Origin of the sequence: Leuconostoc aquikimchii (assembly GCF_040838325.1) — a bacterium.
GTDB lineage: Bacteria > Bacillota > Bacilli > Lactobacillales > Lactobacillaceae > Leuconostoc > Leuconostoc aquikimchii.
In genome coordinates this window covers 431,318-454,978 of the sequence record NZ_JBFPER010000001.1, presented here as the reverse complement: position 1 = coordinate 454,978, position 23,661 = coordinate 431,318, and the positions used below count along the sequence as shown (strand labels likewise).

General features: G+C 38.6%; 26 protein-coding genes and 1 other RNA gene. 8 read left to right on the top strand and 19 right to left on the bottom strand.

Annotation, left to right across the window (positions count from 1 at the left end; all coding sequences use genetic code 11):
• Window positions 1-126: 126 nt before the first annotated feature.
• Window positions 127-477, bottom strand: coding sequence for a GNAT family N-acetyltransferase (locus tag AB3K24_RS02335; protein ID WP_367973611.1), 351 nt, complete (start codon window positions 475-477; stop codon window positions 127-129).
• 159 nt (window positions 478-636) lie between these two features.
• Between AB3K24_RS02335 and AB3K24_RS02330 the strand changes: the two genes are divergently transcribed.
• From AB3K24_RS02330 to AB3K24_RS02310, 5 genes are all read left to right on the top strand, one after another.
• On the top strand, window positions 637-840 hold the full coding sequence (locus tag AB3K24_RS02330; RefSeq protein ID WP_367973610.1) for a hypothetical protein: 204 nt from the start codon (window positions 637-639) through the stop codon (window positions 838-840).
• 99 nt (window positions 841-939) lie between these two features.
• On the top strand, window positions 940-1,281 hold the full coding sequence (locus tag AB3K24_RS02325; protein ID WP_367973609.1) for a ribonuclease G: 342 nt from the start codon (window positions 940-942) through the stop codon (window positions 1,279-1,281).
• Between the two features lie 104 nt (window positions 1,282-1,385).
• The gene (locus tag AB3K24_RS02320) at window positions 1,386-1,922 is read left to right on the top strand and encodes a GNAT family N-acetyltransferase (RefSeq protein ID WP_367973608.1); all 537 of its coding nucleotides are present in this window, start codon (window positions 1,386-1,388) and stop codon (window positions 1,920-1,922) included.
• A 656-nt stretch (window positions 1,923-2,578) separates the two neighbouring features.
• Window positions 2,579-2,827 (top strand): hypothetical protein, encoded by a 249-nt coding sequence (locus AB3K24_RS02315; RefSeq protein ID WP_367973607.1) that lies wholly within the window; start codon window positions 2,579-2,581, stop codon window positions 2,825-2,827.
• 80 nt (window positions 2,828-2,907) lie between these two features.
• Window positions 2,908-3,567, top strand: a complete 660-nt coding sequence (locus tag AB3K24_RS02310) for a GIY-YIG nuclease family protein (RefSeq protein ID WP_367973606.1) — start codon at window positions 2,908-2,910, stop codon at window positions 3,565-3,567.
• Window positions 3,568-4,125: 558 nt separating this feature from the next.
• Here the strand turns inward: AB3K24_RS02310 and ssrA are convergent.
• The 17 genes from ssrA to metG form a co-directional block, all read right to left on the bottom strand.
• Window positions 4,126-4,484: a transfer-messenger RNA gene (gene ssrA, locus AB3K24_RS02305) on the bottom strand.
• A 44-nt stretch (window positions 4,485-4,528) separates the two neighbouring features.
• Window positions 4,529-5,326 carry a carboxyltransferase subunit alpha gene (accA, locus tag AB3K24_RS02300; RefSeq protein WP_367973605.1) on the bottom strand — a complete coding sequence of 266 codons (798 nt, stop codon included), beginning with the start codon at window positions 5,324-5,326 and terminating at the stop codon, window positions 4,529-4,531.
• Between the two features lies 1 nt (window position 5,327).
• A complete protein-coding gene (locus AB3K24_RS02295; RefSeq protein ID WP_367973604.1) occupies window positions 5,328-6,167 on the bottom strand; it encodes an acetyl-CoA carboxylase carboxyltransferase subunit beta in 840 nt (279 codons plus the stop codon).
• Window positions 6,168-6,355: 188 nt separating this feature from the next.
• Window positions 6,356-7,732 (bottom strand): acetyl-CoA carboxylase biotin carboxylase subunit, encoded by a 1,377-nt coding sequence (locus AB3K24_RS02290; RefSeq protein WP_367973603.1) that lies wholly within the window; start codon window positions 7,730-7,732, stop codon window positions 6,356-6,358.
• Between the two features lie 2 nt (window positions 7,733-7,734).
• The gene (fabZ, locus tag AB3K24_RS02285) at window positions 7,735-8,166 is read right to left on the bottom strand and encodes a 3-hydroxyacyl-ACP dehydratase FabZ (RefSeq protein ID WP_367973602.1); all 432 of its coding nucleotides are present in this window, start codon (window positions 8,164-8,166) and stop codon (window positions 7,735-7,737) included.
• Between the two features lie 78 nt (window positions 8,167-8,244).
• Window positions 8,245-8,706, bottom strand: a complete 462-nt coding sequence (gene accB / locus AB3K24_RS02280; protein WP_367973601.1) for an acetyl-CoA carboxylase biotin carboxyl carrier protein — start codon at window positions 8,704-8,706, stop codon at window positions 8,245-8,247.
• Window positions 8,707-8,709: 3 nt separating this feature from the next.
• Window positions 8,710-9,972 (bottom strand): beta-ketoacyl-ACP synthase II, encoded by a 1,263-nt coding sequence (fabF, locus tag AB3K24_RS02275; protein ID WP_367973600.1) that lies wholly within the window; start codon window positions 9,970-9,972, stop codon window positions 8,710-8,712.
• A 15-nt stretch (window positions 9,973-9,987) separates the two neighbouring features.
• A complete protein-coding gene (locus AB3K24_RS02270) occupies window positions 9,988-10,719 on the bottom strand; it encodes a beta-ketoacyl-ACP reductase (RefSeq protein WP_367975543.1) in 732 nt (243 codons plus the stop codon).
• A gap of 2 nt (window positions 10,720-10,721) precedes the next feature.
• A complete protein-coding gene (locus tag AB3K24_RS02265; RefSeq protein WP_367973599.1) occupies window positions 10,722-11,666 on the bottom strand; it encodes an ACP S-malonyltransferase in 945 nt (314 codons plus the stop codon).
• A 58-nt stretch (window positions 11,667-11,724) separates the two neighbouring features.
• On the bottom strand, window positions 11,725-12,690 hold the full coding sequence (locus AB3K24_RS02260; protein ID WP_367973598.1) for a nitronate monooxygenase: 966 nt from the start codon (window positions 12,688-12,690) through the stop codon (window positions 11,725-11,727).
• 56 nt (window positions 12,691-12,746) lie between these two features.
• The gene (locus AB3K24_RS02255; protein ID WP_367973597.1) at window positions 12,747-12,986 is read right to left on the bottom strand and encodes an acyl carrier protein; all 240 of its coding nucleotides are present in this window, start codon (window positions 12,984-12,986) and stop codon (window positions 12,747-12,749) included.
• Window positions 12,987-13,059: 73 nt separating this feature from the next.
• Window positions 13,060-14,031, bottom strand: a complete 972-nt coding sequence (locus AB3K24_RS02250) for a beta-ketoacyl-ACP synthase III (RefSeq protein ID WP_367973596.1) — start codon at window positions 14,029-14,031, stop codon at window positions 13,060-13,062.
• Window positions 14,032-14,039: 8 nt separating this feature from the next.
• Window positions 14,040-14,498 carry a MarR family winged helix-turn-helix transcriptional regulator gene (locus tag AB3K24_RS02245; protein WP_367973595.1) on the bottom strand — a complete coding sequence of 153 codons (459 nt, stop codon included), beginning with the start codon at window positions 14,496-14,498 and terminating at the stop codon, window positions 14,040-14,042.
• Window positions 14,491-14,937, bottom strand: a complete 447-nt coding sequence (gene fabZ, locus AB3K24_RS02240) for a 3-hydroxyacyl-ACP dehydratase FabZ (protein ID WP_367973594.1) — start codon at window positions 14,935-14,937, stop codon at window positions 14,491-14,493. Before fabZ (AB3K24_RS02240) ends, AB3K24_RS02245 begins: the two co-directional genes overlap by 8 nt.
• Before the next feature lie 206 nt (window positions 14,938-15,143).
• Window positions 15,144-15,953 (bottom strand): metallophosphoesterase, encoded by an 810-nt coding sequence (locus AB3K24_RS02235; RefSeq protein ID WP_367973593.1) that lies wholly within the window; start codon window positions 15,951-15,953, stop codon window positions 15,144-15,146.
• 113 nt (window positions 15,954-16,066) lie between these two features.
• Window positions 16,067-17,083 (bottom strand): type I glyceraldehyde-3-phosphate dehydrogenase, encoded by a 1,017-nt coding sequence (gene gap, locus AB3K24_RS02230; protein WP_367973592.1) that lies wholly within the window; start codon window positions 17,081-17,083, stop codon window positions 16,067-16,069.
• Window positions 17,084-17,316: 233 nt separating this feature from the next.
• Complete coding sequence (gene metG, locus AB3K24_RS02225) at window positions 17,317-19,428, bottom strand: methionine--tRNA ligase (protein ID WP_367973591.1); 2,112 nt, start codon at window positions 19,426-19,428, stop codon at window positions 17,317-17,319.
• A gap of 226 nt (window positions 19,429-19,654) precedes the next feature.
• Here metG and AB3K24_RS02220 point away from each other — a divergent pair, with 226 nt between their 5' ends.
• Window positions 19,655-20,311, top strand: a complete 657-nt coding sequence (locus AB3K24_RS02220; RefSeq protein ID WP_367973590.1) for an HD domain-containing protein — start codon at window positions 19,655-19,657, stop codon at window positions 20,309-20,311.
• Window positions 20,312-20,408: 97 nt separating this feature from the next.
• On the top strand, window positions 20,409-21,284 hold the full coding sequence (locus AB3K24_RS02215; RefSeq protein ID WP_367973589.1) for a DNA/RNA non-specific endonuclease: 876 nt from the start codon (window positions 20,409-20,411) through the stop codon (window positions 21,282-21,284).
• A 179-nt stretch (window positions 21,285-21,463) separates the two neighbouring features.
• On the opposite strand, the gene AB3K24_RS02210 is transcribed toward AB3K24_RS02215, so the two are convergent.
• Window positions 21,464-22,459: an NAD(P)/FAD-dependent oxidoreductase gene (locus AB3K24_RS02210; RefSeq protein ID WP_367973588.1), complete on the bottom strand. Its 996-nt coding sequence runs from the start codon at window positions 22,457-22,459 to the stop codon at window positions 21,464-21,466.
• Between the two features lie 179 nt (window positions 22,460-22,638).
• Here AB3K24_RS02210 and AB3K24_RS02205 point away from each other — a divergent pair, with 179 nt between their 5' ends.
• Entirely contained in the window at window positions 22,639-23,598 is a 960-nt protein-coding gene (locus tag AB3K24_RS02205; RefSeq protein WP_367975541.1) for a nucleoside hydrolase, read from the top strand.
• Window positions 23,599-23,661 lie beyond the last annotated feature (63 nt).

Below are 23,661 nucleotides of genomic sequence, written 5' to 3'. Positions count from 1 at the left end.
TTTAGAAATATTATGGCCTTATCTCTCATTCAACAGCACAAATCAACCTTAACGTACGCGTGTTCGTTTCTGATAAAAAGCCTTGTTTGAGATAAAAATATTCTGCTGGTGTGTCTTTATTTGTCTCTAAAATGATATTCCCAACACCATTTTTTTCATATCCATTTTAATAGCTTTCAAAAAATCAGCACCGTAACCTTTTTTCTGATAAACTGACATCACAAAAAAATTGTCGAGTTGATACTCAAGGCCCTTATGCCATGGTTTAACAAAGCCCAGTGCAACAGCAATTATTTGCCCATCCATTTTATACAAATAACAATGATTCGTGTTCATTTGGTTCAAACGTTCAATATAATGTCTGATATCATCATACTTATTATTTTCACACCATGGTTGCTGAGCAAATACTTCGATATATAATTTTGTCGCAGCGTCTATATCGCGACGTTCTAGTTCACTAATTTCAAAACGCATGCTATTTCCTGCTCTCATTTTTTATTTTGTTACCTCTAAAATCGTTGGTAATTTCGAAGATAAGTGACCTCAACAGCGTATTAAAACAGTTATTTAAATTAATGATATAATATATGTATTATATCAAATAACACGCATACAGTTAAGATAGAGAAATAAATGGTTAATAACTTCACACTTGTTTTGACTTCTGGGTTCATAGTTTCAGCCACTGGCTTTATTTTAATATTACGTGGCACAAAGTGGTTAAAACCTTGGGGTAAGCAATACAAAATTATTAATGGTCGCAAAGTTTTATTAGGGGTATCCCTTTTGCTATTGGGATTTATATTTGTATTGTGGCAAGCTGGTATTAGACAATAAAAATGCGCCTATACTATATCAACTTTATTCATCTTTTTCGTTAATTAAGCACGCATACACGTGTATTGAACCACGTTAAAAGCATTAAGGAGAATGATCATGAACGAGAATGGCACAAATGTACCGGCAGAAGTTAAAGGTTGGAACTGGGGCGCCTTTATGTTTAACATTTTTTGGGGTATTGGTAACAAAACATATTTACCCCTGCTTTGCTTGATTCCAATTTTTAATATTGTCTGGTTCTTTGTTTGTGGCTTTAAGGGGAACGAATGGGCTTGGCAAAAAGGCGACTATGCGGATGTTAAAACTTTTAAAGCCGTACAAGCAACATGGAATCGCGCAGGCTTAGTGCAATTCATTATCACCGTGGCTGTTATGGTTTTGTACTTCTTGTTTATGGGCACAATTATCACATCTATTTTGAATAGCACGCACAACTAAATTAATATACCCACACATGATTGCAATTAGAAAGAATTAAGCATGTCATTTCTTTAGTTGTCTTACAATTAATCATAGTATATATTAAAGAAAAGAGATAAAACATGTTTATAGGAAAAAATGTCAAATTATCACATTATCATGAAAATGACGGCAAAAATTTAGCGGATTGGCAATGGGATGATAATTTTATAAATCTATTATCTAGTGATATGATTCACCCTTATACGGCTGAAAATTGGGAAAAAATATTTAAAAATGCCTCTAACAGTTATAAAAACGTTGAATTTACAGTTCGAAAAATAAGCGATGATAGTTTAGTTGGATTCGTTGATTTATTTGACATCAGCGTGCGTAACCATTCCTGTGAACTTGGCATTGGCTTCCCCAAAAAAGAAGATAGATCAAAAGGTTATGGTACTGAAACATTGAATTTAATATTGGATTATGGTTTTAATAATCTCAATATGCATAAAATAAAACTCTCTGTCTATCCATTCAATATTAGCGCTATAAAAGCCTACACTAATGCTGGATTTATCAAAGAAGGATCAGCTAAAGATGATATCTTTTACAATGGAAAATGGGTTGATATTGATCACTACGCTATTTTTCAGGATGATTGGTATGCACTACAATAATAAACAAATATTCTCAGAGTACAGATCTTTGACCAAGAGTGATGCTGAGATAAGCGCCAATACTTATGCGTTTAAAACACTGGCAGATTTTTACTTTGATGAAAACACTGATAGATACAGTAAGCTCTATGATTTCATGGCGTACTTTGGCATACCTATGTCACTTGAGAGTAGTGTTTGGAAGAATATATAACTGGGGGAACTTCATGGATTTTTTAATATCCTTTATTTTAGCTAGTAGCGGCATATGCTTTTTCGGAATAGCTAAAGACAAGAGCAATAAAAAATATAAAATAACAGGAATAGTAATGTTATTGACTAGCCTCATTAGTCTCGTTTACTTTTTCTATAAATAGATTTTTCTGAGTGGATACTGTACGATTATCTATCTAACATCACGCGCAGAACCACGTTAAAAGCATTACGAGATGTAACATGAAAACACAACTTATTAATGATTTCTGGTCAGCTAAAGGCTTCACTGACAAATTGAATGAAAAATTAAATTACTTAGAAAGTAATGAGCATGAAATTATCGAAGTACAATATAAAACACCTGTGTTCTGCTACTCTGCTATGATAGTTTACAAATAATGCACTGTTTTAGTGCGTACATATGTGCAAAAACACGTTAAAAGCATAATTGGGGATGAAATATGAAACAAAAAATCATTAGTATATTAATAGTAGTAATTAGTTTGTCTATAACCATTGCCTTACTGACAGCTTCTATTGTGACAGGTAACCATTTATATGCAAAGATAGGATCATCATTTATTGGTATTGTAATGTGTTTGGCTGCTGTGATAGAAATAAAAAAAGATGGTAAAATTATATGGTCAAACGTTGCTCCCTATTTACCAGGTGTTTGGCTTTTATTAAATCCTTGGATTCAGTACCTTTAATAACATCGCTAAAGTAAGTTTCACTTTATACATACGTGCCAAGCGTTCACGTTAAAAAGTTTGGAAAGCAACTTTAAACTATGACGACTACTGGCTATGTATATGCCCTCGAAAACAAAGCATTTCCGGGCTACATTAAAATTGGGCAAACAACTAATCTCGATAACAGACTAAAACAATTTAATAACACTGGCATTCCAGATAGCAAACCTACCTTGTTATTGTTCGCTCTCAAAATTACCAACTTTAAAAAAGCTGAAAGAATATTACACAAGTCTCTCGCTGACAAACGTGACAGTATATCAAAAGAATATTTTAAAGCTAGCTATAATCAAGTTAAGACTGTTTTTGATTTATTGCTTTTCAATGACCCTAACGCTGAATTTGTGAAGCCAAACGACTACAACGCCAACATCACGGGAATCTATAAGCCAAATATAGTGCGGAAAACAGGACAACGCCCAAATCGCAGTTTCCATTATTTGTCTATTCCAGTGGGTGCAAAACTTAAATTCAAAGATAACACCAAAATAGAAGTTATAGTAATTGATAACAAAAACCAAGTATTATGCCGTTGTGGTCGCAAGCATTCACTTTCTCGTGCTGCTATATGCTGTTACGATTTTGATCATCAATTACCTGAAGAACAACGTGGAAAAGATAGAAATGGATTTGCTTGGTTCTCGTACAACCAAGTTTTATTGAAAGATATAAAACCCGTTGTTAATTCTGAACTATAGCTGTAAATGTCAGTAAACGCAATCCAAAAAAGCCATAAATAAGGCGTATTATATAGTAATTCTCCATACATCGAAAAAATAAAAGGTTGCAACAAAATACAACGCTAGATGTGACATTGTACCCATTACAATGTCATTTTTTTGTAACCTTGCTAATTGACATTCGTAAGTATTTCATCCCCAAAATACAAAACCACGCTCTATCTAAAGGTCGTGGTTTTATTGTGCTTATTTTATCACTGTGGGAGCCCTTTTAATCACCATTAGTTGTTAATAGTATAAATTTTACTGAACTACATTTAACATGTAAACTTAATCATATTAAAGGTTAATATGATTAACCTTGGCTGTAAATTGCCCTTTTTATATGTCGTCTGATTTTTGATATTTGAGCGTACTTGTTTTGTAAACTCACCCAAAGAAAAAACGGCTTACTTGCTTATTTAAAATATTTCCCCAAAATTTTGTGTGAAAGATCATGCAATGTAATGAAACATTTTCATAAGAAAAGGCGCTACATCAAGGTTTTTGAAACCTGATGCAACGCCATGAAATGCTTAGTGGAGCCGAGGGGAGTCGAACCCCTGTCCAAACCACTCGGTACATAAACTTCTACGCTTATAGTATTGTCATTTAAATTTCATGATATGTTACGCCACAACACAAGGCTACTACACACCACTAACCTGATTATTTTGACAAACATGTTCCAGATGTAAGCAAGTTTGCGATCTGACCTTTTATGACCTAACCTCAGATGTCAGCAACCAAGATTAAGTTACGCTTCACTGTTTTTTAGGCAGCGATTGCGAAAGTATTTTCGTTTTTTGCAGTTAAAATGTCTGCCCGTTTTAACGCCCGGATGGCGAAACGCAGTCCATGCCCTAAGCAACCTGTCGAATTCCAAAAACGACCCCAAATAAAAAGTTATCGACAAATGTCAATAACTTATTATAACATATTAAAACGCTCTAAAACGTGCACGTCGTTGTTTTACCAACTCCTGAGGCGTCAAAGAATTTAACTGCTTAAATTCATCATCCAAACGTTTGCGCATTAAGTTAAACACACGCGCATGACTACGTGATTCCGGAATGACATACTCAATGATTTTTTTTGCTAACAAATCCTTCGGTGTCAATCCCATAACGGCTGCCGCTTCATCAGCACGTTTACTATCTTTCCACAAAATGGAAGCAAAGCCTTCTGGTGACAAAATTGAATAAGTTGCATTTTGAAACATCCATACTTGGTCACTTGTCGCTAAAGCTAACGCGCCTCCTGAACCACCTTCACCATATATAATAGCAATCATCGGTACAGTGAGCTTCATAGATTCTAAAATAGATTTTGCAATGGCTTCACCCTGCCCTTGTGCTTCTGCCGTCTTGCCCGGAAAAGCACCCGGTGTATTAATAAACGTGATAATTGGCCGATGAAATTTATTGGCCTGTAGCATTAAACGTTGTGCTTTGCGATAACCCCATGGCTCAGGTGAACCATTACGTTTACTTAATTTATCATGAATGTCAATGCCCTTATCGATTGCAATCACTGTGACTGGGGTGCCATTCAATGCAGCAATACCACCTATTACGGACATATCATCACCACTTAAACGATCACCATGTAATTCCACAAAATCAGTAAAAATACCATCGATTATTTCACGTGCCAAGAATCGATCTTCACGAGATCTTTTAACAACTTCTGCAGGCGATAATTCATGCTTAAACAGTTTTAATCCAATATTTACCATGTTAAACCTCCGTCACATGATGCAATTTCACCACTTTTGCAATTATTTTGCTCAGTTCAGGACGTGGCACAATTTGATCCACAAAACCATTTTCCATCAATGTTTCTACACGTTGGAAATCTTTTGGTAATTTTTCGTGAATAGTTGATTCAATCACACGCGCACCAGCGAAGCCAACCAATGCATGTGGTTCAGCTAAAGTAACATCACCTTGCATGGCAAAACTTGCTGTTACGCCACCTGTTGTTGGGTCCGTTAAGACAACGAGGTACAACAATCCTGCTTCTTGGTGTGCTGCAACGACTCCGGAAATTTTAGCCATTTGCATGAGTGAGTTGATTCCCTCCTGCATTCTTGCACCACCAGATGCGGTAAACAAGACGACTGGCAAACGATTTTCAGTAGCATATTCAAAGAGACGTGTGATTTTTTCACCAGTCATTGAACCAAGCGATCCCATCATGAAATATGAATCCATAATGCCAAGCGCTACTTTTTCATCTTCAATTTTTGCAACGCCGGTTAAAACTGACTCCCCAAGCCCTGTTTGTGATTTAGCACGTGCTAATTTATCAGCATAACCAGGAAAATCAGGGTTGGTCATTTCAATTTCTGAGTCCATTTCTTCAAATGAATCCGTCATTAATTCGACACGTTCTCTTGCTTGCAAACGAAAACCATAGCCACAGTGATCACATACACGATATGGCCCAAGCTGCTTATTATACATTTGCACACCACAATAAGGGCAAGCCAGAAATAAACCATCCGGTATGCGATCATTGACAGATGCGTCACGCTTGATTTTCGAGGTTGATTTTTGATTATTATATAAATCCATATTGTAAGGTGCATACCACTTTAAACGTCAATTATTTACATGTCTCGCCATTATAACTGAGAATTATAATGGCAGAACAATATCATTAAACGGTAGTAAACACATGCCTCCTCTTCATTTTAATAAAATGTTGACGTTATTCTGAATATAACAATACCGCATATGTTTGCCATACGCGGTATTATGCTTCACTCACTCTTAGGTAAACTTTCTATCCAACGTGGTAAAAATTCACTTTCTAGATAACGCGTATCAAACTCCCCACGTTGTACTTGGGGGTCATCTAACAATGCTTTTTGAAAATTACGGCTGGTATCCACGCCACGTATAACTGTTTCGTCTATAATACGTCGTATTTTAGCCATAGCTTGCATGCGATCAGCACCATGTACAATTAATTTTCCAATCATTGAATCATAAAATGGTTGAATTTTGTCACCTGTAAATAATGCTGAGTCAATTCTAATACCAGGACCACCTGTAGGTAAGAAAGCAAAGTCAACCGTCCCAGCACTGGGTGCAAAGTGCTTTTCAGGCTTTTCTGCCGTCAAACGTACTTCTATAGAATGGCCATTCACTTGTACATCGTCTTGTGAGACTGGTAAATCTTCACCAGCAGCAACTGAAATTTGTAACTTAATCAGATCTAAGCCTGTCACCATCTCAGATACTGGATGTTCCACTTGAATACGTGTGTTCATTTCCATGAAGTAAAACGAACCATCACGATCCTGCAAAAATTCAATTGTCCCAGTATTAACATAACGTAGTGCTTGAGCAGCGCGTGTCACAATACCACCCAAATGTGCTCGCATTTCTGGCGTTACACCGGTTGCCGGTGATTCTTCCATAACTTTTTGATTATTTCGTTGTAAAGAACAGTTTCGTTCTGGCAAATAAATTACATGCCCATTTTCGTCACGAAATACTTGCATTTCGATATGGCGCACACGTTCCATGACTTTTTCGATATACATATGATCGTCGCCATAAGATGATCGCGCTTCATTTTGTGCATCATCAAATTTGTCAGACAACTCATCTTCGCCATAAACAAATCGCATCCCCTTACCGCCACCACCAGCTGCTGCTTTAAGTAGTAGTGGGTAACCAATACGATTTGCTACTTCTTTTGCCTCAGTGAAATCACGGATAAAGCCATCTGATCCTGGAATAATCGGTACATTGGCACGACGCATTTCTTCACGCGCGTTAGCTTTGTTTCCCATTAATTCGATTGTTTCTGGCCGTGGACCAATCCACTTTATACCAACTTCACCAACCATTTCAGCAAACAATGAATTTTCCGCAAGAAAACCATAGCCCGGATGAATTGCTTCAGCACCTGAGAGCAAGGCTGCGCTAAGAATATTTTTCATATTAAGATATGAATCTTTTGGTTTGGGTCCACCTACTGAAATTGCCTCATCAGCAATTTGTACGTGTAAACTATCTTTATCAGCCGTTGAATAAATAGCAACTGATGCGATACCCATTTCTTTTAATGTTCGGATAACACGAACCGCAATTTCTCCACGATTCGCAACCAATACTTTTTTAAACACTACTAATCTCCAATAATAAATGTTAGTTCAGCTGTTGTGGCCTTTTTGTCACCAATCCAGACGATACCCTTACCGGTACCAATTGGTCCACGCAAGCGTTCAATTGTGACTTCCAATCGCAATCGATCACCAGGGCGTACCATTTGACGATAACGTGCTTTCTTAATACCACCAAAATAAGCAGTCTTACCCTTATATTCTGGTAATGATAATAGTGCCACAGCACCTGTTTGTGCTAATGCTTCAACAGTTAATGCACCTGGAAAAGTTGGATTCCCTGGAAAATGGCCTTGGAAAATTTCTTCATTAATTGTGACATTTTTATAGGCCACAGCTCTTTCACCAGGTACCAGTTCTTCAACCGTATCCAACATCAACATTGGGTAACGATGTGGAATGATTGCCATAATTTGTTGGGTATTTAATACGCTCATTTATCTTTAGAACATACAACACATAACGTTGTATGCTTTTCCTCCTAATTTAGGTATGTACGCGGAAACCCGCATATATTAATCAGATGTTATAACATACAGTGGTTTGTTGTAATCGACAACTTCTTCATTCTCAACCAGAATCTCAGAAACAATCCCTGCAACATCACTGTGAATTTCAGTCATCAACTTCATTGCTTCAATAACAGCCACTGTTTCACCAACAGATACCTTATCACCAACAGATTTAAACATAGGTGCATCGGGTTTTGGTTGTAAGTACACTGTACCAACCATTGGCGCAACAATTTCTTTCCCAGCCTTGATTGGTTTAGCCAACGGATGTTCTATTGACGTTTCTGAACCAGTTGGTTCTTGTACTTGCGTCTGCATAGGTGCCACTGGCGTGTTCACAACTGTTGCATGATCATTTTTTGATAGAAGCAAACTAAAATCACCATCAGCAATTTTAAATTCACGCAATGAACTATTTTCTAAATCCGTCATTAAACTACGGATTTCATCGATATTTAAACTCATGATTTAAGCCTCTTCATGCCATTTCTTGAAAATAACTGCCGCATTATGACCACCAAAGCCGTAGTTTGCACTCAAAATATATTCTGGTGCTTGCTCCTTTGTTGCCTTGGTTACCAAATTAATAACTTTAGTGTCTTCATCTTGCTCGTCATTACCAACGTTAACTGGTAATTCACCACGAACAAGTGAACCAACTGATATTAAGGCCTCAATTGCCCCAGCTGCACCCAATAAATGACCGGTCATGCCCTTTGTTGATGAGACTGGCAATGTATTTTCACCAAAAACAGTCGCAATCGCATGTGCTTCACCAGAATCATTTGCGCCAGTTGCTGTGCCATGCGCGTTAATATATGAAATTTTTTCTGGTTGCAATTTAGCATCTTGAAGTGCATCCAACATGGCACGTGCCGCACCTTCACCATCAGGTGATGGTGATGTCATATGATAAGCATCAGATGATGAACCATATCCTACCAATTCAGCCAAGATATGAGCACCACGTGCTTGCGCATGTTCCAAGCTTTCAATAACCAAAATACCAGAACCCTCGCCCAGAACAAAACCATGACGATTTTTATCAAATGGTTTTGAAGCTTGCGCTGGATCTTCTTCTTTTGACAAAGCCGTTAATGCAGCGAAACCAGCAATACCAATCTCATTAACTGTTGCTTCTGAACCACCTGTTAACATAACATCTGCTTTACCAGATTGAATACGCCAGAAAGCTTCACCAATTGCATTAGTTGCCGAAGCACATGCTGTTACGATGGTAAAATTGACGCCTTTTGCACCAAAGCGAAGTGACACGTTTCCAGATACCATATTTGGAATTGATTCTGGTACGAACAATGGGCTAACACGTTGTGGGCCTTTGTCATGCATTTTAATCACTTGATCTTGAATCGTTGTCAAGCCACCAATACCATTACCTAAGATAACACCAAAACGCGTAGGATCTTGAACAGTTGTTGGATTTTCAGACCCTTCTGCTGACTTTAAACCAGCATTTTCTAAAGCCTGATCAGCAGCGTCAACAGCATACTGTGAAAATAAATCCATCTTTCGTGCATCACGTTTACCAACACGTTGTGCTGGATCAAAACCATCAACTTGTCCAGCTACTGTAATACCTGTTTCTGAGGCATCGAACTTTGTGATAGGTTTGATACCAATTTTTTCATTAAAAATACCGTTCAAAAATGTTTCTGTATCATTACCAAGTGGTGTAACAGCACCAAGCCCAGTGATTACTACTCGTGACATGTGATTCTCCTTTAATTAAATATATAGTCCGCCATCAATACTAAGCGTTTGTCCTGTGATATAGGCGCTTCCGGCCAAGAATAATACGGCTTCAGCAACTTCATCAGCCGTACCAAAACGAGATAATGGAATATTTTCTAGAATTTTAGCTTGCGTCTCTTCTGATAAAACATTGGTCATATCTGACACAATCATACCTGGTGCAATAGCATTGACACGTATGCCTCGACGCGCACCTTCTTTTGCCAAGCTTTTAGTCAAACCAATAATACCAGCTTTTGACGCTGCATAATTAATTTGTCCCATATTGCCCATTAAGCCCACAACCGAGCTTAGATTAATAATTGCCCCGTGCTTTTGACGAATCATTTTTTTAAACACAGGTTGTGTCACATTAAAAGTACCATTCAAATTAACATTGACAACTTCTGCAAAATCCTTAGGTGCCATTGCCATTGCTAACTGATCTTTCGTAATACCTGCATTATTGATTAATACATCGATACCATCAAAATTTTCTTGCTTGTAAAGTGCTTTCAAACTTGCTTCTGCTGCATCCGAATCGACAATATCGAATTGTAGCACTTGCGGCTTTTGTTTAAAATCTGCGTAAATATCTGGTTTTATTTCTGAACGCGCATGTAAAATGACATGCGCACCGGCTGCATCAAAAGCTTTGGCAATTGCTAAGCCGATACCACGTGAAGAACCAGTTACCAATACAGTTTGGTTTGTAAAATCCATCATCATTAAACGTTTTCCCCTTCTGCTAACAATATTTCTTTAAATGCATTAAAACTTTCTAAATCAGTAATCGCATATCGCTTCACATCTTTTGGTGCAATTTTCTTAGCAAATTTGATCAAAGTATCCGATGGTCCTACCTCTAAGAATGTGTCAACGCCGAGATCTAACATCTTTTTCATAGCTTGCGCAAAATATGTTGGTGAAATAATTTGTTCAGTTAATGTCTCAAACATTGCTTCTTTTGTAAATGGTTCGCTCGTTGTATTTGAATAGACAGGATAATTTGTTTCTTTAAACGTTTCGTCTGACAGACGTTTCGTAAGTTGTGTTGCTGCATCAGTCAGTAATGGTGTATGGAATGCCCCGGAAACGGGCAATTCTACCATGCGCTGGATGCCTGCTTCTGTTAATGCCGCAACTGCTATATCGACATCACTTGCCACGCCGCCAATAACTAGTTGCGCAAATGTATTATAATTGGCTGGATAAACCTGCTTGCCATCAGCTTGTAATGTTGTTAGAACATCTACGATAAGTTGTTGATCATTACCCATCACCGCAACCATTTTACCAGGGTTAGCCTCCCCAACAGTCTGCATATACATGCCGCGGTCCTTAATAATGGCAACTGCTTGGTCAAAATCTAATGCGCCACTAGCTGATAGCGCAGAATACTCACCCAAACTCAATCCAAGCCCCGCTACCGGCGTTGGTAATGTGTCACCCAACGCATTGAGTATGGCATTGCTCATTGTCAAAATAGCAGGTTGTGCGTAGGCTGTTTGTTTGATTTTGACATCATCATTTGCTACTTCTTGTAAGTCGTAACCTAAAATGTTAGATGCCTGATCAACTGTTGCTTTGTATGCTGGCACAGCTTGATATAAATCAAGTCCCATACCGGCATTTTGTGCCCCTTGTCCACTAAACAAGATACCTAGTTTCATTCTAATTAAACCCCATATATTATCTCACTGTAGTCAAACCAACAATCATTGGCTGACATTACAATGTTGTATTTTCAATACCCATCAAATCAGTTGCTTGCGTCCAAATATCTGAAAGAATATCTGCCGCCGGCTTCTCGTCTTTAATCAACCCTGATATTTGACCAGCCATAAATGCACCACCATCTTTGTCACCTTCTTGAACTGCACGACGTAGTGTGCCTGATTCAAGCTTTTCCATTGCAGCTGCATCTGGCTTTTCTTTTTGTAATTCGTTCACTTCATTTTTGACGAAACTTTTAGCCATTTTGTTTTTCAAAACACGGGCACGATTGCCAAGTATATTACCCGTAACAATTGTGTCAATATCTTTTGCCTTAATGATTTTAGCTTTGAAGTTTTGATGAATTTCAGACTCAGTGGCTGTTAAGAATCGCGTACCCATTTGAGCACCAGCTGCACCTAACATGAATGCTGCTGCAACGCCGCGACCATCACCAATACCACCAGCCGCAATAACCGGAATATCAACTGCATCAACAACTTGCGGTACAAGTGTCATGGTTGTTAACATACCAATATGTCCACCAGATTCCATACCCTCAGCGATGACAGCATCAACGCCTTTTTTCTCCATCATTTGTGCTAATGAGACTGAAGGTACAACAGGCATCACAATAATACCTGCTGCGTGTAATTCTTCCAAAAACGGTGACGGATCGCCAGCGCCAGTTGCCACTACTGCAACGCCTTCTTCAATGATGACATCAAATACTTCACGAATATGACGACTCAACAACATCACATTGACACCAAAAGGTTTATCCGTTAACGACTTAACACGCTTAATTTCTTTACGAACATCTTCGCCATGCCAGTAGCCTGTACCAATGAATCCTAAACCACCAGCTTCTGAAATTGCCGCCGCTAAAACGCCAGTGCCTGCCCATGTCATGCCACCTTCAACGATTGGATATTTCATCCCTAATTTTTTGAAAAGTGGGTTATTTACAATTACTGCCATCATATTTTCCTTTAAATTAACTATGTACGTGACCAGTAACTGATCACTTGTAACATTTAAGCGGCTAATTGTGCCTTAACCTTGTCAACTAAATCTTGCACTGTCTTGATATCTTCAGCAACGGCCAACTTAATATCAAAGTCGTCTTCAACGCGGTTCAAAACTTCAAATAAGTCTAATGAATCAGCGTCAATATCGTTTGTTAAGTCTGTTGTCAAACTCACTTCATTCGCTTCTAAATCAAATTGATCCACTAATATTTCTTTAACTTTGTCAAAAATTTCTGTGTCTGTCATGTTGCTATTCTCCTGATATCTGTTTTATGTATTTTCGTTAGATTTTTACGGTGCAGCCGTCTACACCGATGATTTAAATTTTCCAAATTTGAGCGCCAACGGTTAGGCCACCACCAAAACCGACAAACGCAATGGTTTGACCTGCATGAACCTTACCAGATTCGATCAGCTCATCGAATAATAGACCGATACTTGCTGCACTCGTATTGCCATTTTCAGCCATGTTGGTTGGAAACTTATCTACTGGCTGTCCGAAACGTTTAGCAATTGACGTAACAATTCTGGCATTAGCTTGATGTAATAAGTAATAATCCACATCATCAGCCGCTATTTCTGCCTTTTTTAAAGCAGTCTGTAACACTGCAGGTACTTCACGTGTCGCAAAGCTGTATACTTCACGACCATTCTGGTGGAAATAAGGATCAACCGGACTGATTTCTCCAGCAAAAGGATTTTGATTCGCAAATCGTCCCGCTACTAAATTATCACCCTTGTCACCATACGTACGCAACTGTTCGCCAAGTAACCCAACATTTTCTGTTGTCGTCTCGACAAGCACACCAGCAGCACCATCACCAAACAATACTGCTGTCGTACGATCTTGCCAGTCTACTAGCTTTGATAGTACTTCTGAACCAATAACAAGTCCACGCTTGTATCGTGTTGATAATAGACTGCTAGCAACACTTAACCCATAGACAAAACCTGAGCATGCAGCACTTAAGTCAAAAGCAAAGGCATTACTAGCACCAATTGCCCCCTGTACTATTGCCGCCGTACTTGGTGACAAACTATCAGGTGACATCGTACTCACAATAATAAAGTCTAAACTATCCGCTGTGACACCTGACTTGTCTAGTAATTGTTTAGCTACTGCCGTGGCTAAGTCACTCGTATTTTCAGTCGTCACAATTTGACGTTGATGAATGCCAGTGCGACTAAATATCCAGTCGTCACTCGTATCCATAATGTTGCTCAATTCTTGATTGGTTACTTGAAGTTCTGGTAATTGCCTTGCCGAGGCTACAATCTTTAAATGTTCCATGTCTCCCCTTAATGTTTCGTAACGTTGCCTAGATAACTCACCAAATTGTGAATCGCACGTCGCACCGTTTCAACTTCAGTATCTTGCATATCTTTTAACAAATTATGCGTCAAATCACGATGAAACTCTTGATGCGCACGATAAACAACCCGGCCCTTGTGTGTCAAACCTAAACGCACAACGCGCCGATCCTTGTCTGAACGTCTCCGTTCAATGTAGCCCTTATCAACAAGCCGATCAATAGCTGTTGTCATTGCGCTAGGTGTTAAATGAATCATCTTAGCAACTTGTGATGCGCTTTTTTCAGAATACATCGAAATGGCATCAATTGTATGCATATCTTTTAACGTGATATCAGCAAAATAACTTTGCTTTAAAGCAGCTTCTTCAATCCACATCACATTGTTAAACACGACGACAAGTTCACTGTTTAGTTCTTCAAAATAAGGTGTTGACGTGTCATTCATCTTTTTTATCTGGCGAAACGACAAACATCAATTCAGCAGATGTTGCTGTCTTCCCGTCAACTTTGGCTTCAACAATGACGCTCCCCATGTTTGAGCGTAACTTACCAAAAGTTACATGTAACTTCAATACATCACCAGGGACAACCATTTTTTTAAACTTAGCATCATCAATGCCAGTCATATAGGCTGTTTTACCTTTAAATTGTGGTGATGATAAAATTAAGATTGACGCTGCTTGTGCCAATGATTCAATAATTAAAACACCTGGCATCACAGGGTTACCTGGAAAATGGCCTTGGAAGAATTGTTCATTGATTGTCACGTTTTTAACCGCAACAATTGATTCGTCCGGTACCATTTCTTCAACATAATCCATGTAAAGAATTGGGTAACGATTTGGGATAAGATCCATAATTTCTGTTGTTGTTAGAACTGGCATGATTTGTAAGCGTGGTTGGTGATATTCTAATCATGTGATACACCCTGATTTAGGCATCAAGTTATCACATCATTGAAAATCACAAACCACATTTCCTTTCGTCTAATACTTCGACTATCGAAATATATAATAACAAAATTATCTCATGATTTATTTCGATAGTCAAACTAAATATCATAAAATAAAAAAATACTGTCGCCAGTATCTTAAAAATCTAGTATTACGAGATGACTTCGCCACTCTGTCATAAAATCATCACTAACCCATTCATGCACTCGTGTTGTGTTGTAACCCACTGCAGCGTTGTAGTAGACATTATTTCCTACCTTTAATGGTGCAGGATGTAAATGTAGATGTCCTGTAATTGTAGCAATAGTATAAGAATTATCTAAAATTTTACCGACTTTATTGCTACCCAAAAATGCATTAGCCATGTCTAAACGTGACATGCCATTTGGAAAACGTTTAATATAATCACTGCGTGGTACAAAGTGTGACACAACCACTGTTTGCTGATGATCAGCCGCATCTAGTTGTTCTTGTAATTGTTTCATATTACGGTTAAAACGTTCTTTATCTGAAATAGGTTGTTTAATCCTGCGATCATACCAAAATGCATTTTTAAATTGCTTAATTTGATCTTCCGTGTAATCATCACCAACAAAATCGTAATTATACCAACCATTATTACCAATTAGTCGTACTGAAGGTGTGAGGTCAATGAATTTATTGTGAAAATAAAGTGGGTCAATATCACTTTCTAATTCTTCATAGGTAACACCGTTACCCATATCATGATTACCGGCAATAAAACGGATTATTATCTTATCACCTAATGCGTCCTGCATATCACGTGCAAATGATAATGATTTTTGAAAATCATTAAACAAATCACCGGCAATAACATAAATATCAACAGATTGGTTCAATAAATAAAGCGCCTGTAAATGCATGGCACGCTTAACATCAATCTTATTTAAATCAAAATGATTATCTGATGAAAATGCAACTTTCACTGTTGAAACCTCTTTCAAATAGATGAATAAAGTATAGCATATTTTGCTAAAAAAAGGTTGCCACTAAAAAAACCTGCCAAAGCAGATTTTTATTTTAGTCATATTTTATATTTTTACAAAGTGGCGAAGTGCAACAATGTGCGGATCATGTTTGAAGTGAAACCGTATTCATTGTCATACCAAGCAGAAATTTTAACCAATTGTGAACCGTTACCAGTAGTGATTTCAGTTTGTGTTGGGTCAAATACTGTGCCGTGTGTGTCGCCAATGATATCTGTTGATACCAAACCATCACCATTATAACCAAATGATTCTGATTCGTACTTCTTCATTGCTGCGTTAACTTCATCAACAGTTACTTCTTTGTCCAAAGTAGCAGTCAATTCAGTTACTGAACCATCGATAACAGGTACACGGAAAGCGTGTCCTTGCAAACGACCATCCAATTCAGGGATAACCAAGCCAATAGCCTTAGCAGCACCTGATGAATGTGGCAAAGTTGTATTTGCAGCAGCACGGTTTTGTTGGCGCTTAGCAAATCCTGACTTAGGTGCATCTTGCAAAGCTTGAGAAGCTGTGTAAGCATGAACCGTTGTCATTGTTCCAGCCTTAACACCAAATTCCTTGTTCAATGCATCAGCCATTGGTGCTAATGATTGCGTTGTGCACGAACCAGCAGAAACGATTGTGTCATCTGCAGTCAAGATATCTTGGTTAACACCATAAACAACTGTAGGAACAGCACCGGCTGGCGCTGAAACTAATACCTTTTTAGCACCAGCATCCAAATGCGCTTGTGACTTTTCGGCTGATGTATAGAAACCAGTAGCTTCCAATACATAATCAACACCATCGTTAGCAACCCACTTCAAGTCAGCAGCATTACGTTCTGCGTAAACTGAGTAGTGCGTACCATTGACGATGATACCAGTGTCATCTGATGAAACTTCAGCGTTCAAAGTACCGTGAATTGAGTCATACTTCAACAAGTATGCCAACATATCAGGGCTAGTCAAATCGTTGATTGCAACAACTTCAATATCTGAAGCCTTGTCTGATAATTCAAGAATACGACGGAAGGCCAAACGGCCAATACGTCCAAATCCGTTAATACCAATCTTAACAGTCATGTGTATAGATCCTCCAAAGATTTTGTTTTTGACTTTTGTCAACAACCATATTATAGCACAAAGTTAATGCTTGAGCGAACACATGTGATTGCTTTTTTTCAAAAGCACATTTGCTAGTTTATAGCGACCATGCCTAATCAATCAACGTTTTTATTGCACATTGATCGATTAAAAGCCTATCATAGTCTATGAATCATAATTCGTCTTTGTGATAAAAATAACATTATATACGTTTATTCAATACCTGAACCAGGTGCAATTGAATCAGGCAAAATAGTAACCGTCACAATATCATTTTTTTCAGCCGATAAAATCATACCTTCTGATAGTTCACCAGCCATTTTACGTGGTTTCATGTTAGCTACAATAGCGACCGTCTTGCCCACTAATACAGCAGGATCAGCATACCACTTACGAATACCTGACAAAATTTGTCGCGGTTTACCTGACCCATCATCAAGTGTGAATTTGAGTAACTTTTGAGAGTTTTCGACAAGCTCACCAGCGGTTATTTTAGCAGCCAAAATCTCAACTTTAGCAAAATCATCATACGTAATGAGTTCACGCGCTGGTTCCTCTGCAACTGCAGTTTTCTTAGCTTCTTCTTTTACTGCACGCCCTTTGCCTTTTGTATCCTTTGATACCAGACTCGAAATAAAGCTTACTTCTTCTGCAACGTCTTGACGTGGAAAAATAGGTTCGCCTTTTTTGGCCACTGTCCCACCAGTTGGCAACTTACCAAATGTCAGGCCACCAATATGGACGCCATTTTCTGGGTATTCAAAACCAAGTTGCTCGTAGATTTTCTTCGGCGCTTGTGTCAAAACTGGCTGCAACAAAACGGCGACAACACGTAATGCCCCTGCCAAATGTGCCATGACGTTTGATAACACAATTTTTTGCGCGTCATCTTTGGCCAAAACCCATGGTTGCGTTTCATCGATATATTTATTAGCTCGTCTAATAATTGTCCAGATATTTTCCAAAGCGTCTGCAGTACGCATATCTTGGAAGTTTTTGTTGTACGCAACAATGGCGTCTTCTACTGTGCAAACCAAGTTCTCATCAAAATCAGTTTTACCAGTGCGTAGTTCGGGCACAATACCATTTTCATACTTGTTAATCATTGCCACTGTGCGGTTCAGTAAGTTCCCTAAATCGTTAGCTAGATCAAAATTGACACGTGCTACAAAGTCTTCGGGTGTAAATACTCCGTCATTACCAAACGGCATGGCACGTAGCAAGTAGTATCGCACAGCGTCTAAACCATAGCGTTTCTCTAACACCTCAGGATAAATAACATTACCCTTAGATTTTGACATCTTACCATCTTTCATCACTAGCCAACCATGACCAATGACCGCCTTCGGTAGTTCGAGGCCAAGCGCGTGTAACATGATAGGCCAGTAAATTGTGTGAAAACGTACGATTTCTTTACCAACTAATTGGACATTGGCTGGCCAGAATTTTTTAAATAAATCTGTATTATCTGAGTCGTAACCAAGTGCGGTAATATAGTTAGATAGTGCATCTACCCAAACATAGATAACATGTTTTTCATCTCCGGGCACTGAAATGCCCCAATCCACAGCCGTACGAGTCACTGCCAAATCTTCCAAACCTGGCGCAATGAAATTATTAATCATTTCATTCATGCGTGCTTCAGGTTGGATAAATTCTGGATGGGTTTTATAGTAATCAAGCAGCCAATCTGCATACTTACTCATTTTGAAGAAGTATGCTTCTTCTTTAACTAACTCAACATCATGTCCTGAAGGGGCCTTGCCACCAATCATTTTGTCATCTGCATCACGATAGACTTCTGCCAACTGTGATTCGGTAAAATATTCTTCATCTGAAACAGAATACCAACCCTCATATTCGCCCTTATAAATGTCACCATTTTTAAGTAACGTCGTGAATATTTTTTGAACAGCTTTTTCATGTCGTTCTTCAGTTGTACGGATAAAATCATCGTATGAAATATCCATCAGTTGCCAAAGATCTTTAATGCCTTTCGCCATACCATCCAAATAATTAATTTCAGACACGCCCTCAGCTTTCGCTTTTTGTTGAATTTTAAGTCCGTGTTCGTCAGTCCCAGTTACAAAATAAACATCTTCCCCAAGCAAACGATGATAACGCGCTGCCGCATCAGCGAGAACTGTTGTATAGGTATTGCCCAGCTGCAACTTTCCTGAAGGATAATAAATAGGTGTCGTGATGTAAAAAGTTTTATCTTTTTGAACAGAAAATTGTTGTTCTGATTTAGAAAACTTATCGTAGATAACCGCTGAATCTGTGAGATTAGCTGTATTAAAAAGGACATTATTTGGTTCTGACATATGAGTCTCTCTTTCTGTCACGTGCTGAAATCACAACACATGTTCTTTGCCATATGAGGCACGCTTTATAAGATAATTATAACGAATTTTAGGTTATTTTCATAGTTTTTCTAAAGAAATTAAAAAAACAATAGCCGTTATAAGATAACATTAGACCTTTCACAATGAGATCAAAACTGATACAGTTAATCAGGCATCTATTTAATGATCAAAGGGGATTAATGATATGACACAACTCACAGAAATTACTGATTATATGCAACAGGCACTCGCTAAAGACAACACTGGTCACAGTGTTGATCATATTAATCGTGTCGTCGCATTAGCTGACAAAATATTGATTCATGAACCCAGTGCTAATCAATTTATTGTTCGTGCCGCTGCACTGTTGCACGATGTCTATGATGACAAGCTATTTAACACGGAAACAGAAGCCTTGGCAGCGAAAAAAGACTTAATGACTTTTTTGCAAGCCATACAAGTTTCGCCTGGATCAATTACTGAAATCATACAAATTATTGACAATATGTCCTGGTCTAAATCAATCGAAGGCCATGCCGAACCACTTGATATTAACGGGCAAATTGTGCAAGATGCCGATCGTTTGGAAGCCATGGGCGCTATTGCCATTACGCGTGCCATTACTTACGGCGCGGTAAAAAAACGCGTCCTTTATGATCCTAGTATTGCCCCACGTACTGCCAAAAACAAAGCTGAATACCGGAGCGACGATAGCACGACTATTAATCACTTTTATGAAAAATTATTATTAATTAAGGATCGTTTAAATACAGAAACGGCACGTCAAATAGCAACAAGTCGGCAACAATTCATGTTAGACTTTCTTGAACAGTTCAAATCAGAATGGCACTTATTGAAATAATATGATTAAACCAGTAAGCAGGCGTTAAGTCATGCTTACTGGTTTTTATTTGCCATCAAAAATGGTATGCTTTTAAGAGCTTTTAATGGAGAATAATATGGCAAGAAGACGTACTTACAAACGCAAGCAATCACCGAAAAATAGACTGTTATCAGTTATTATTTTACTCGTAGTTTTTGGCTTTTATTTTTGGCAAAGTGACCAAAAACAGCATCAAGAAACGCCCCCTGCATCAAAATACAGCACAGCGGTTGCAGCCGACAATCAAGCCCTATTAGACTTGAAATGGGATGGCACTCTGAATGGCGATATTGTACATATCAATAACAATAAAGCCACTTTTACCGCGTCAGATCTAAAACAGACTTACCCATCCCAGGCTTCAAAATGCCGGCCTGTTAACGGTTTGAGCCTATCACCGCTTGATAACCAAGGCCGGTCGCAACAAGGTAACTTTATTGCCAGCCAAGCTAGTATTAACAAAGTGACTACCCGCCCTGATCGCATATCCTACGATGTACGCCCTTCTGGTTGGTTCATCAATGATCGATTTGATGGCACAAAATGGGTTGGTGGTTACCACAATAACCCCAATGTTAAACTGGGCAACGGCAAGCAGGCGCTTTGGAATAAGTCTCATATTGTCGGTTACCAGTTTTTCGGCATGCCAACCATGGTGACCGAAAACATGACAACAGGTACGCGTGTTCAAAATGCTTATCCTGGACAACTGGTCCCAGAAGACGACATTCGTGATACGATCAATAAACATCCAAATATCTCAATACGTGCGCAAGTGACACCCCTTTATATTGGCGATGATCGTCTCGCACGCGGTGTCCATTACATGGCTAAGTCCGTCCAAGATAATGGCAAAACATTAGATTTAAACTATTGGATTTTTAACGTTCAACCAGGTATTCAAATTGATTATCGTACGGCTAAATTTGTTATTTCTAGCAGTGTTAAATAAAAAATCACAATACTTAACGTATTGTGATTTTTTTGCGATCTATAACATACTAAATTTAATCAACTGTGCTGTCTTCTGATATTTTCTTTTGATTGGAATCGATTGTGTCGACTTGCCATGTGTCGCTGCGTTTATCATAAACCATATATTTAACTGTTTTATTAACTTAGTTTACCTACTTAAAGCACCATAGAACTCGAATGGCCAGGCCCGCCGCGATGTGGATCAAATGTACGTATCGCTGCATTAACTGCATGCGGTGCTTCACCAAATCCAATAGCGATTAGATCAGCTTTACCGATATAGTGGCTTGCATCTCCAACAGCAAAAACACCCGGTATACTAGTTTGCATCTCTTGATCCACTTTAAAAACTTGTCCCGAAATTTCCGGCTGGATTGCCCAACCTTGAATCGTTTTGCTTTCCGAAATAAAACCATAGTTAACAATTAAATCATCAACTTGTATGTCATTAGTGATTGTATCCGCTTTTACTTGTGCTAAAGTGATCTTTAATTGCCCATTACTTTGCTTTTCAATATGACTTATTTTTTTAGGTGTTTCTTGTATAACAGTTGACTGATTCAACGCATTCACACTCTGTTCCATCGCACGAAAATTGTCACGACGATGGATAATCGTGGTCGCGTGCGTCACATCATTCAACATGGTTGCCATATCTACAGCAGAATCACCACCACCGGCAATTGCCACATGACGGTTAGCAAAATCTTGTTTATTAGTCACAAAATAATGAACGCCCTGGCCAACAAGTTCATCAACGCCGTCAACTTGCATCTTACGTGGTTCAAATGCACCCTTACCAGTTGTGATAATCACAGTTTTGGCTTGAAATGGCTCACCAATATCCGTCGTTACTGTGAATAACTCACCGGATTGTTCAACATTAACCACAGTTGTTTCTGTTTTAATATCTACTGGAAATAGATGCAATTGTTTATCTAATTCTGTAATAAACGCTGCCCCTTTAATACCAGAAAAGCCAGCAACATCTAAAATGGTTTTTTCAGGATAAAGCGCTGACACTTGGCCCCCAAGTGTCGCCAAACTTTCGACTAAAACTGTTTTTGTCTGGCGTAGGCTGGCATAAAATGCTGTAAACATGCCCACTGGTCCCCCACCAATAATTGCGATATCGTATACTTCTTGTGTCATTTTTACTGCTCCGTGTGCCTCACAATATGACGACACACACCCTTTCAACTACAATATTTTACTTTAATTATTATATCACGCATTTTTGATACTATTTTATCCGGTAGTCGGTATAATAGATTTATTAATCAAATGGAGGAAGTGTGTCAGTAGGTTTCACCACTACGCACAAAAAAATGATGGCTCAGAAAAAAATGATTCTCGATCTTGATACAGGTATTGACGATGCGCTTGCACTTGCCTACGCTGTGGGTGCCCCAGACGTTGATCTCATTGGTATTATTTCAAGTTATGGTAATACAGTGATCGAAACAGCAGCTCAAAACTCACTGGACTTATTGCACTTACTTGGTGCTGATGATGTACCAGTATTTATTGGTGAAAGTCATTCATCAACGACTGATCACTTTGATGTGATGCCTATTTCACAACTCATTCATGGCAAAAACGGCATTGGTGAGGTTGTATTAGAAACTGCACCACGTGCTGTTGAGACACAATCTGGCGTTGATTTTCTGATTGCAGCGGCTCATCAGTACGCAGATGATTTAATTTTTATTCCAACTGGTCCCTTAACAAATTTAGCTACTGCCATAAAAAAAGACCCTACAGTAGCAACGCTCATTGGCAATACAACCTTGATGGGTGGTGCCTTGACAGTGCCTGGCAACGTGACGCCATTTACTGAAGCTAACATTCATCAAGACCCTGAAGATGCTGATTATGCCTTTACCCATCAAAAAAACTTAACAATGGTCGGCTTAGATGTCACATTGCGCACACTCTTGACCAAAAAAGAAACAGCTGCTTGGCGTGCGTTAAATACAGCAGCCGGCAATAAATTTGCTGAATTAATGGATTTCTACATTGATGCCTATGCTAACCTTGGTATTGATAAAAAAGGTGCTGCATTACATGATCCCTTGGCTGTTGCAGTTGGCATTGACCCAAGTTACGTGACCACCTTGCCTTTGGCAATGCACGTGACATTTGATCAAAAGAGCGGTGATTACGGTCGTACAATTGGTGACAAAGATAAGTTACTTGAACCAACAACGTCAAAAGTAGCAGTCTTGGTGGACACCAATCGTTTTGTATCTGATTTCCAGACACTTATGCTTTCTGTATTGGACAACTAATTAAAAAATTACCTTAAATAAACATACAGCGCAACTTGTTAGAACAATTCTAACAAGTTGCGC

Excerpts from the sequence above, each read along its gene's own strand:
- AB3K24_RS02330 (WP_367973610.1), top strand. The coding sequence starts at position 637 with ATGGTTAATAACTTCACACTTGTTTTGACTTCTGGGTTCATAGTTTCA.
- fabZ (WP_367973602.1), bottom strand. The coding sequence starts at position 8,166 with ATGAGCGTATTAAATACCCAACAAATTATGGCAATCATTCCACATCGT.
- AB3K24_RS02210 (WP_367973588.1), bottom strand. The coding sequence starts at position 22,459 with ATGACACAAGAAGTATACGATATCGCAATTATTGGTGGGGGACCAGTG.
- AB3K24_RS02215 (WP_367973589.1), top strand. The coding sequence starts at position 20,409 with ATGGCAAGAAGACGTACTTACAAACGCAAGCAATCACCGAAAAATAGA.
- AB3K24_RS02245 (WP_367973595.1), bottom strand. The coding sequence starts at position 14,498 with ATGAATGACACGTCAACACCTTATTTTGAAGAACTAAACAGTGAACTT.
- AB3K24_RS02315 (WP_367973607.1), top strand. The coding sequence starts at position 2,579 with ATGAAACAAAAAATCATTAGTATATTAATAGTAGTAATTAGTTTGTCT.
- AB3K24_RS02255 (WP_367973597.1), bottom strand. The coding sequence starts at position 12,986 with ATGACAGACACAGAAATTTTTGACAAAGTTAAAGAAATATTAGTGGAT.
- AB3K24_RS02335 (WP_367973611.1), bottom strand. The coding sequence starts at position 477 with ATGCGTTTTGAAATTAGTGAACTAGAACGTCGCGATATAGACGCTGCG.
- AB3K24_RS02295 (WP_367973604.1), bottom strand. The coding sequence starts at position 6,167 with ATGGATTTATATAATAATCAAAAATCAACCTCGAAAATCAAGCGTGAC.
- metG (WP_367973591.1), bottom strand. The coding sequence starts at position 19,428 with ATGTCAGAACCAAATAATGTCCTTTTTAATACAGCTAATCTCACAGAT.
- AB3K24_RS02205 (WP_367975541.1), top strand. The coding sequence starts at position 22,639 with ATGGCTCAGAAAAAAATGATTCTCGATCTTGATACAGGTATTGACGAT.
- AB3K24_RS02270 (WP_367975543.1), bottom strand. The coding sequence starts at position 10,719 with ATGATGGATTTTACAAACCAAACTGTATTGGTAACTGGTTCTTCACGT.
- AB3K24_RS02310 (WP_367973606.1), top strand. The coding sequence starts at position 2,908 with ATGACGACTACTGGCTATGTATATGCCCTCGAAAACAAAGCATTTCCG.
- accB (WP_367973601.1), bottom strand. The coding sequence starts at position 8,706 with ATGAGTTTAAATATCGATGAAATCCGTAGTTTAATGACGGATTTAGAA.
- AB3K24_RS02265 (WP_367973599.1), bottom strand. The coding sequence starts at position 11,666 with ATGAAACTAGGTATCTTGTTTAGTGGACAAGGGGCACAAAATGCCGGT.
- AB3K24_RS02320 (WP_367973608.1), top strand. The coding sequence starts at position 1,386 with ATGTTTATAGGAAAAAATGTCAAATTATCACATTATCATGAAAATGAC.
- accA (WP_367973605.1), bottom strand. The coding sequence starts at position 5,326 with ATGGTAAATATTGGATTAAAACTGTTTAAGCATGAATTATCGCCTGCA.
- AB3K24_RS02260 (WP_367973598.1), bottom strand. The coding sequence starts at position 12,690 with ATGGCAGTAATTGTAAATAACCCACTTTTCAAAAAATTAGGGATGAAA.
- fabF (WP_367973600.1), bottom strand. The coding sequence starts at position 9,972 with ATGTCACGAGTAGTAATCACTGGGCTTGGTGCTGTTACACCACTTGGT.
- AB3K24_RS02250 (WP_367973596.1), bottom strand. The coding sequence starts at position 14,031 with ATGGAACATTTAAAGATTGTAGCCTCGGCAAGGCAATTACCAGAACTT.
- fabZ (WP_367973594.1), bottom strand. The coding sequence starts at position 14,937 with ATGCCAGTTCTAACAACAACAGAAATTATGGATCTTATCCCAAATCGT.
- AB3K24_RS02325 (WP_367973609.1), top strand. The coding sequence starts at position 940 with ATGAACGAGAATGGCACAAATGTACCGGCAGAAGTTAAAGGTTGGAAC.
- gap (WP_367973592.1), bottom strand. The coding sequence starts at position 17,083 with ATGACTGTTAAGATTGGTATTAACGGATTTGGACGTATTGGCCGTTTG.
- AB3K24_RS02220 (WP_367973590.1), top strand. The coding sequence starts at position 19,655 with ATGACACAACTCACAGAAATTACTGATTATATGCAACAGGCACTCGCT.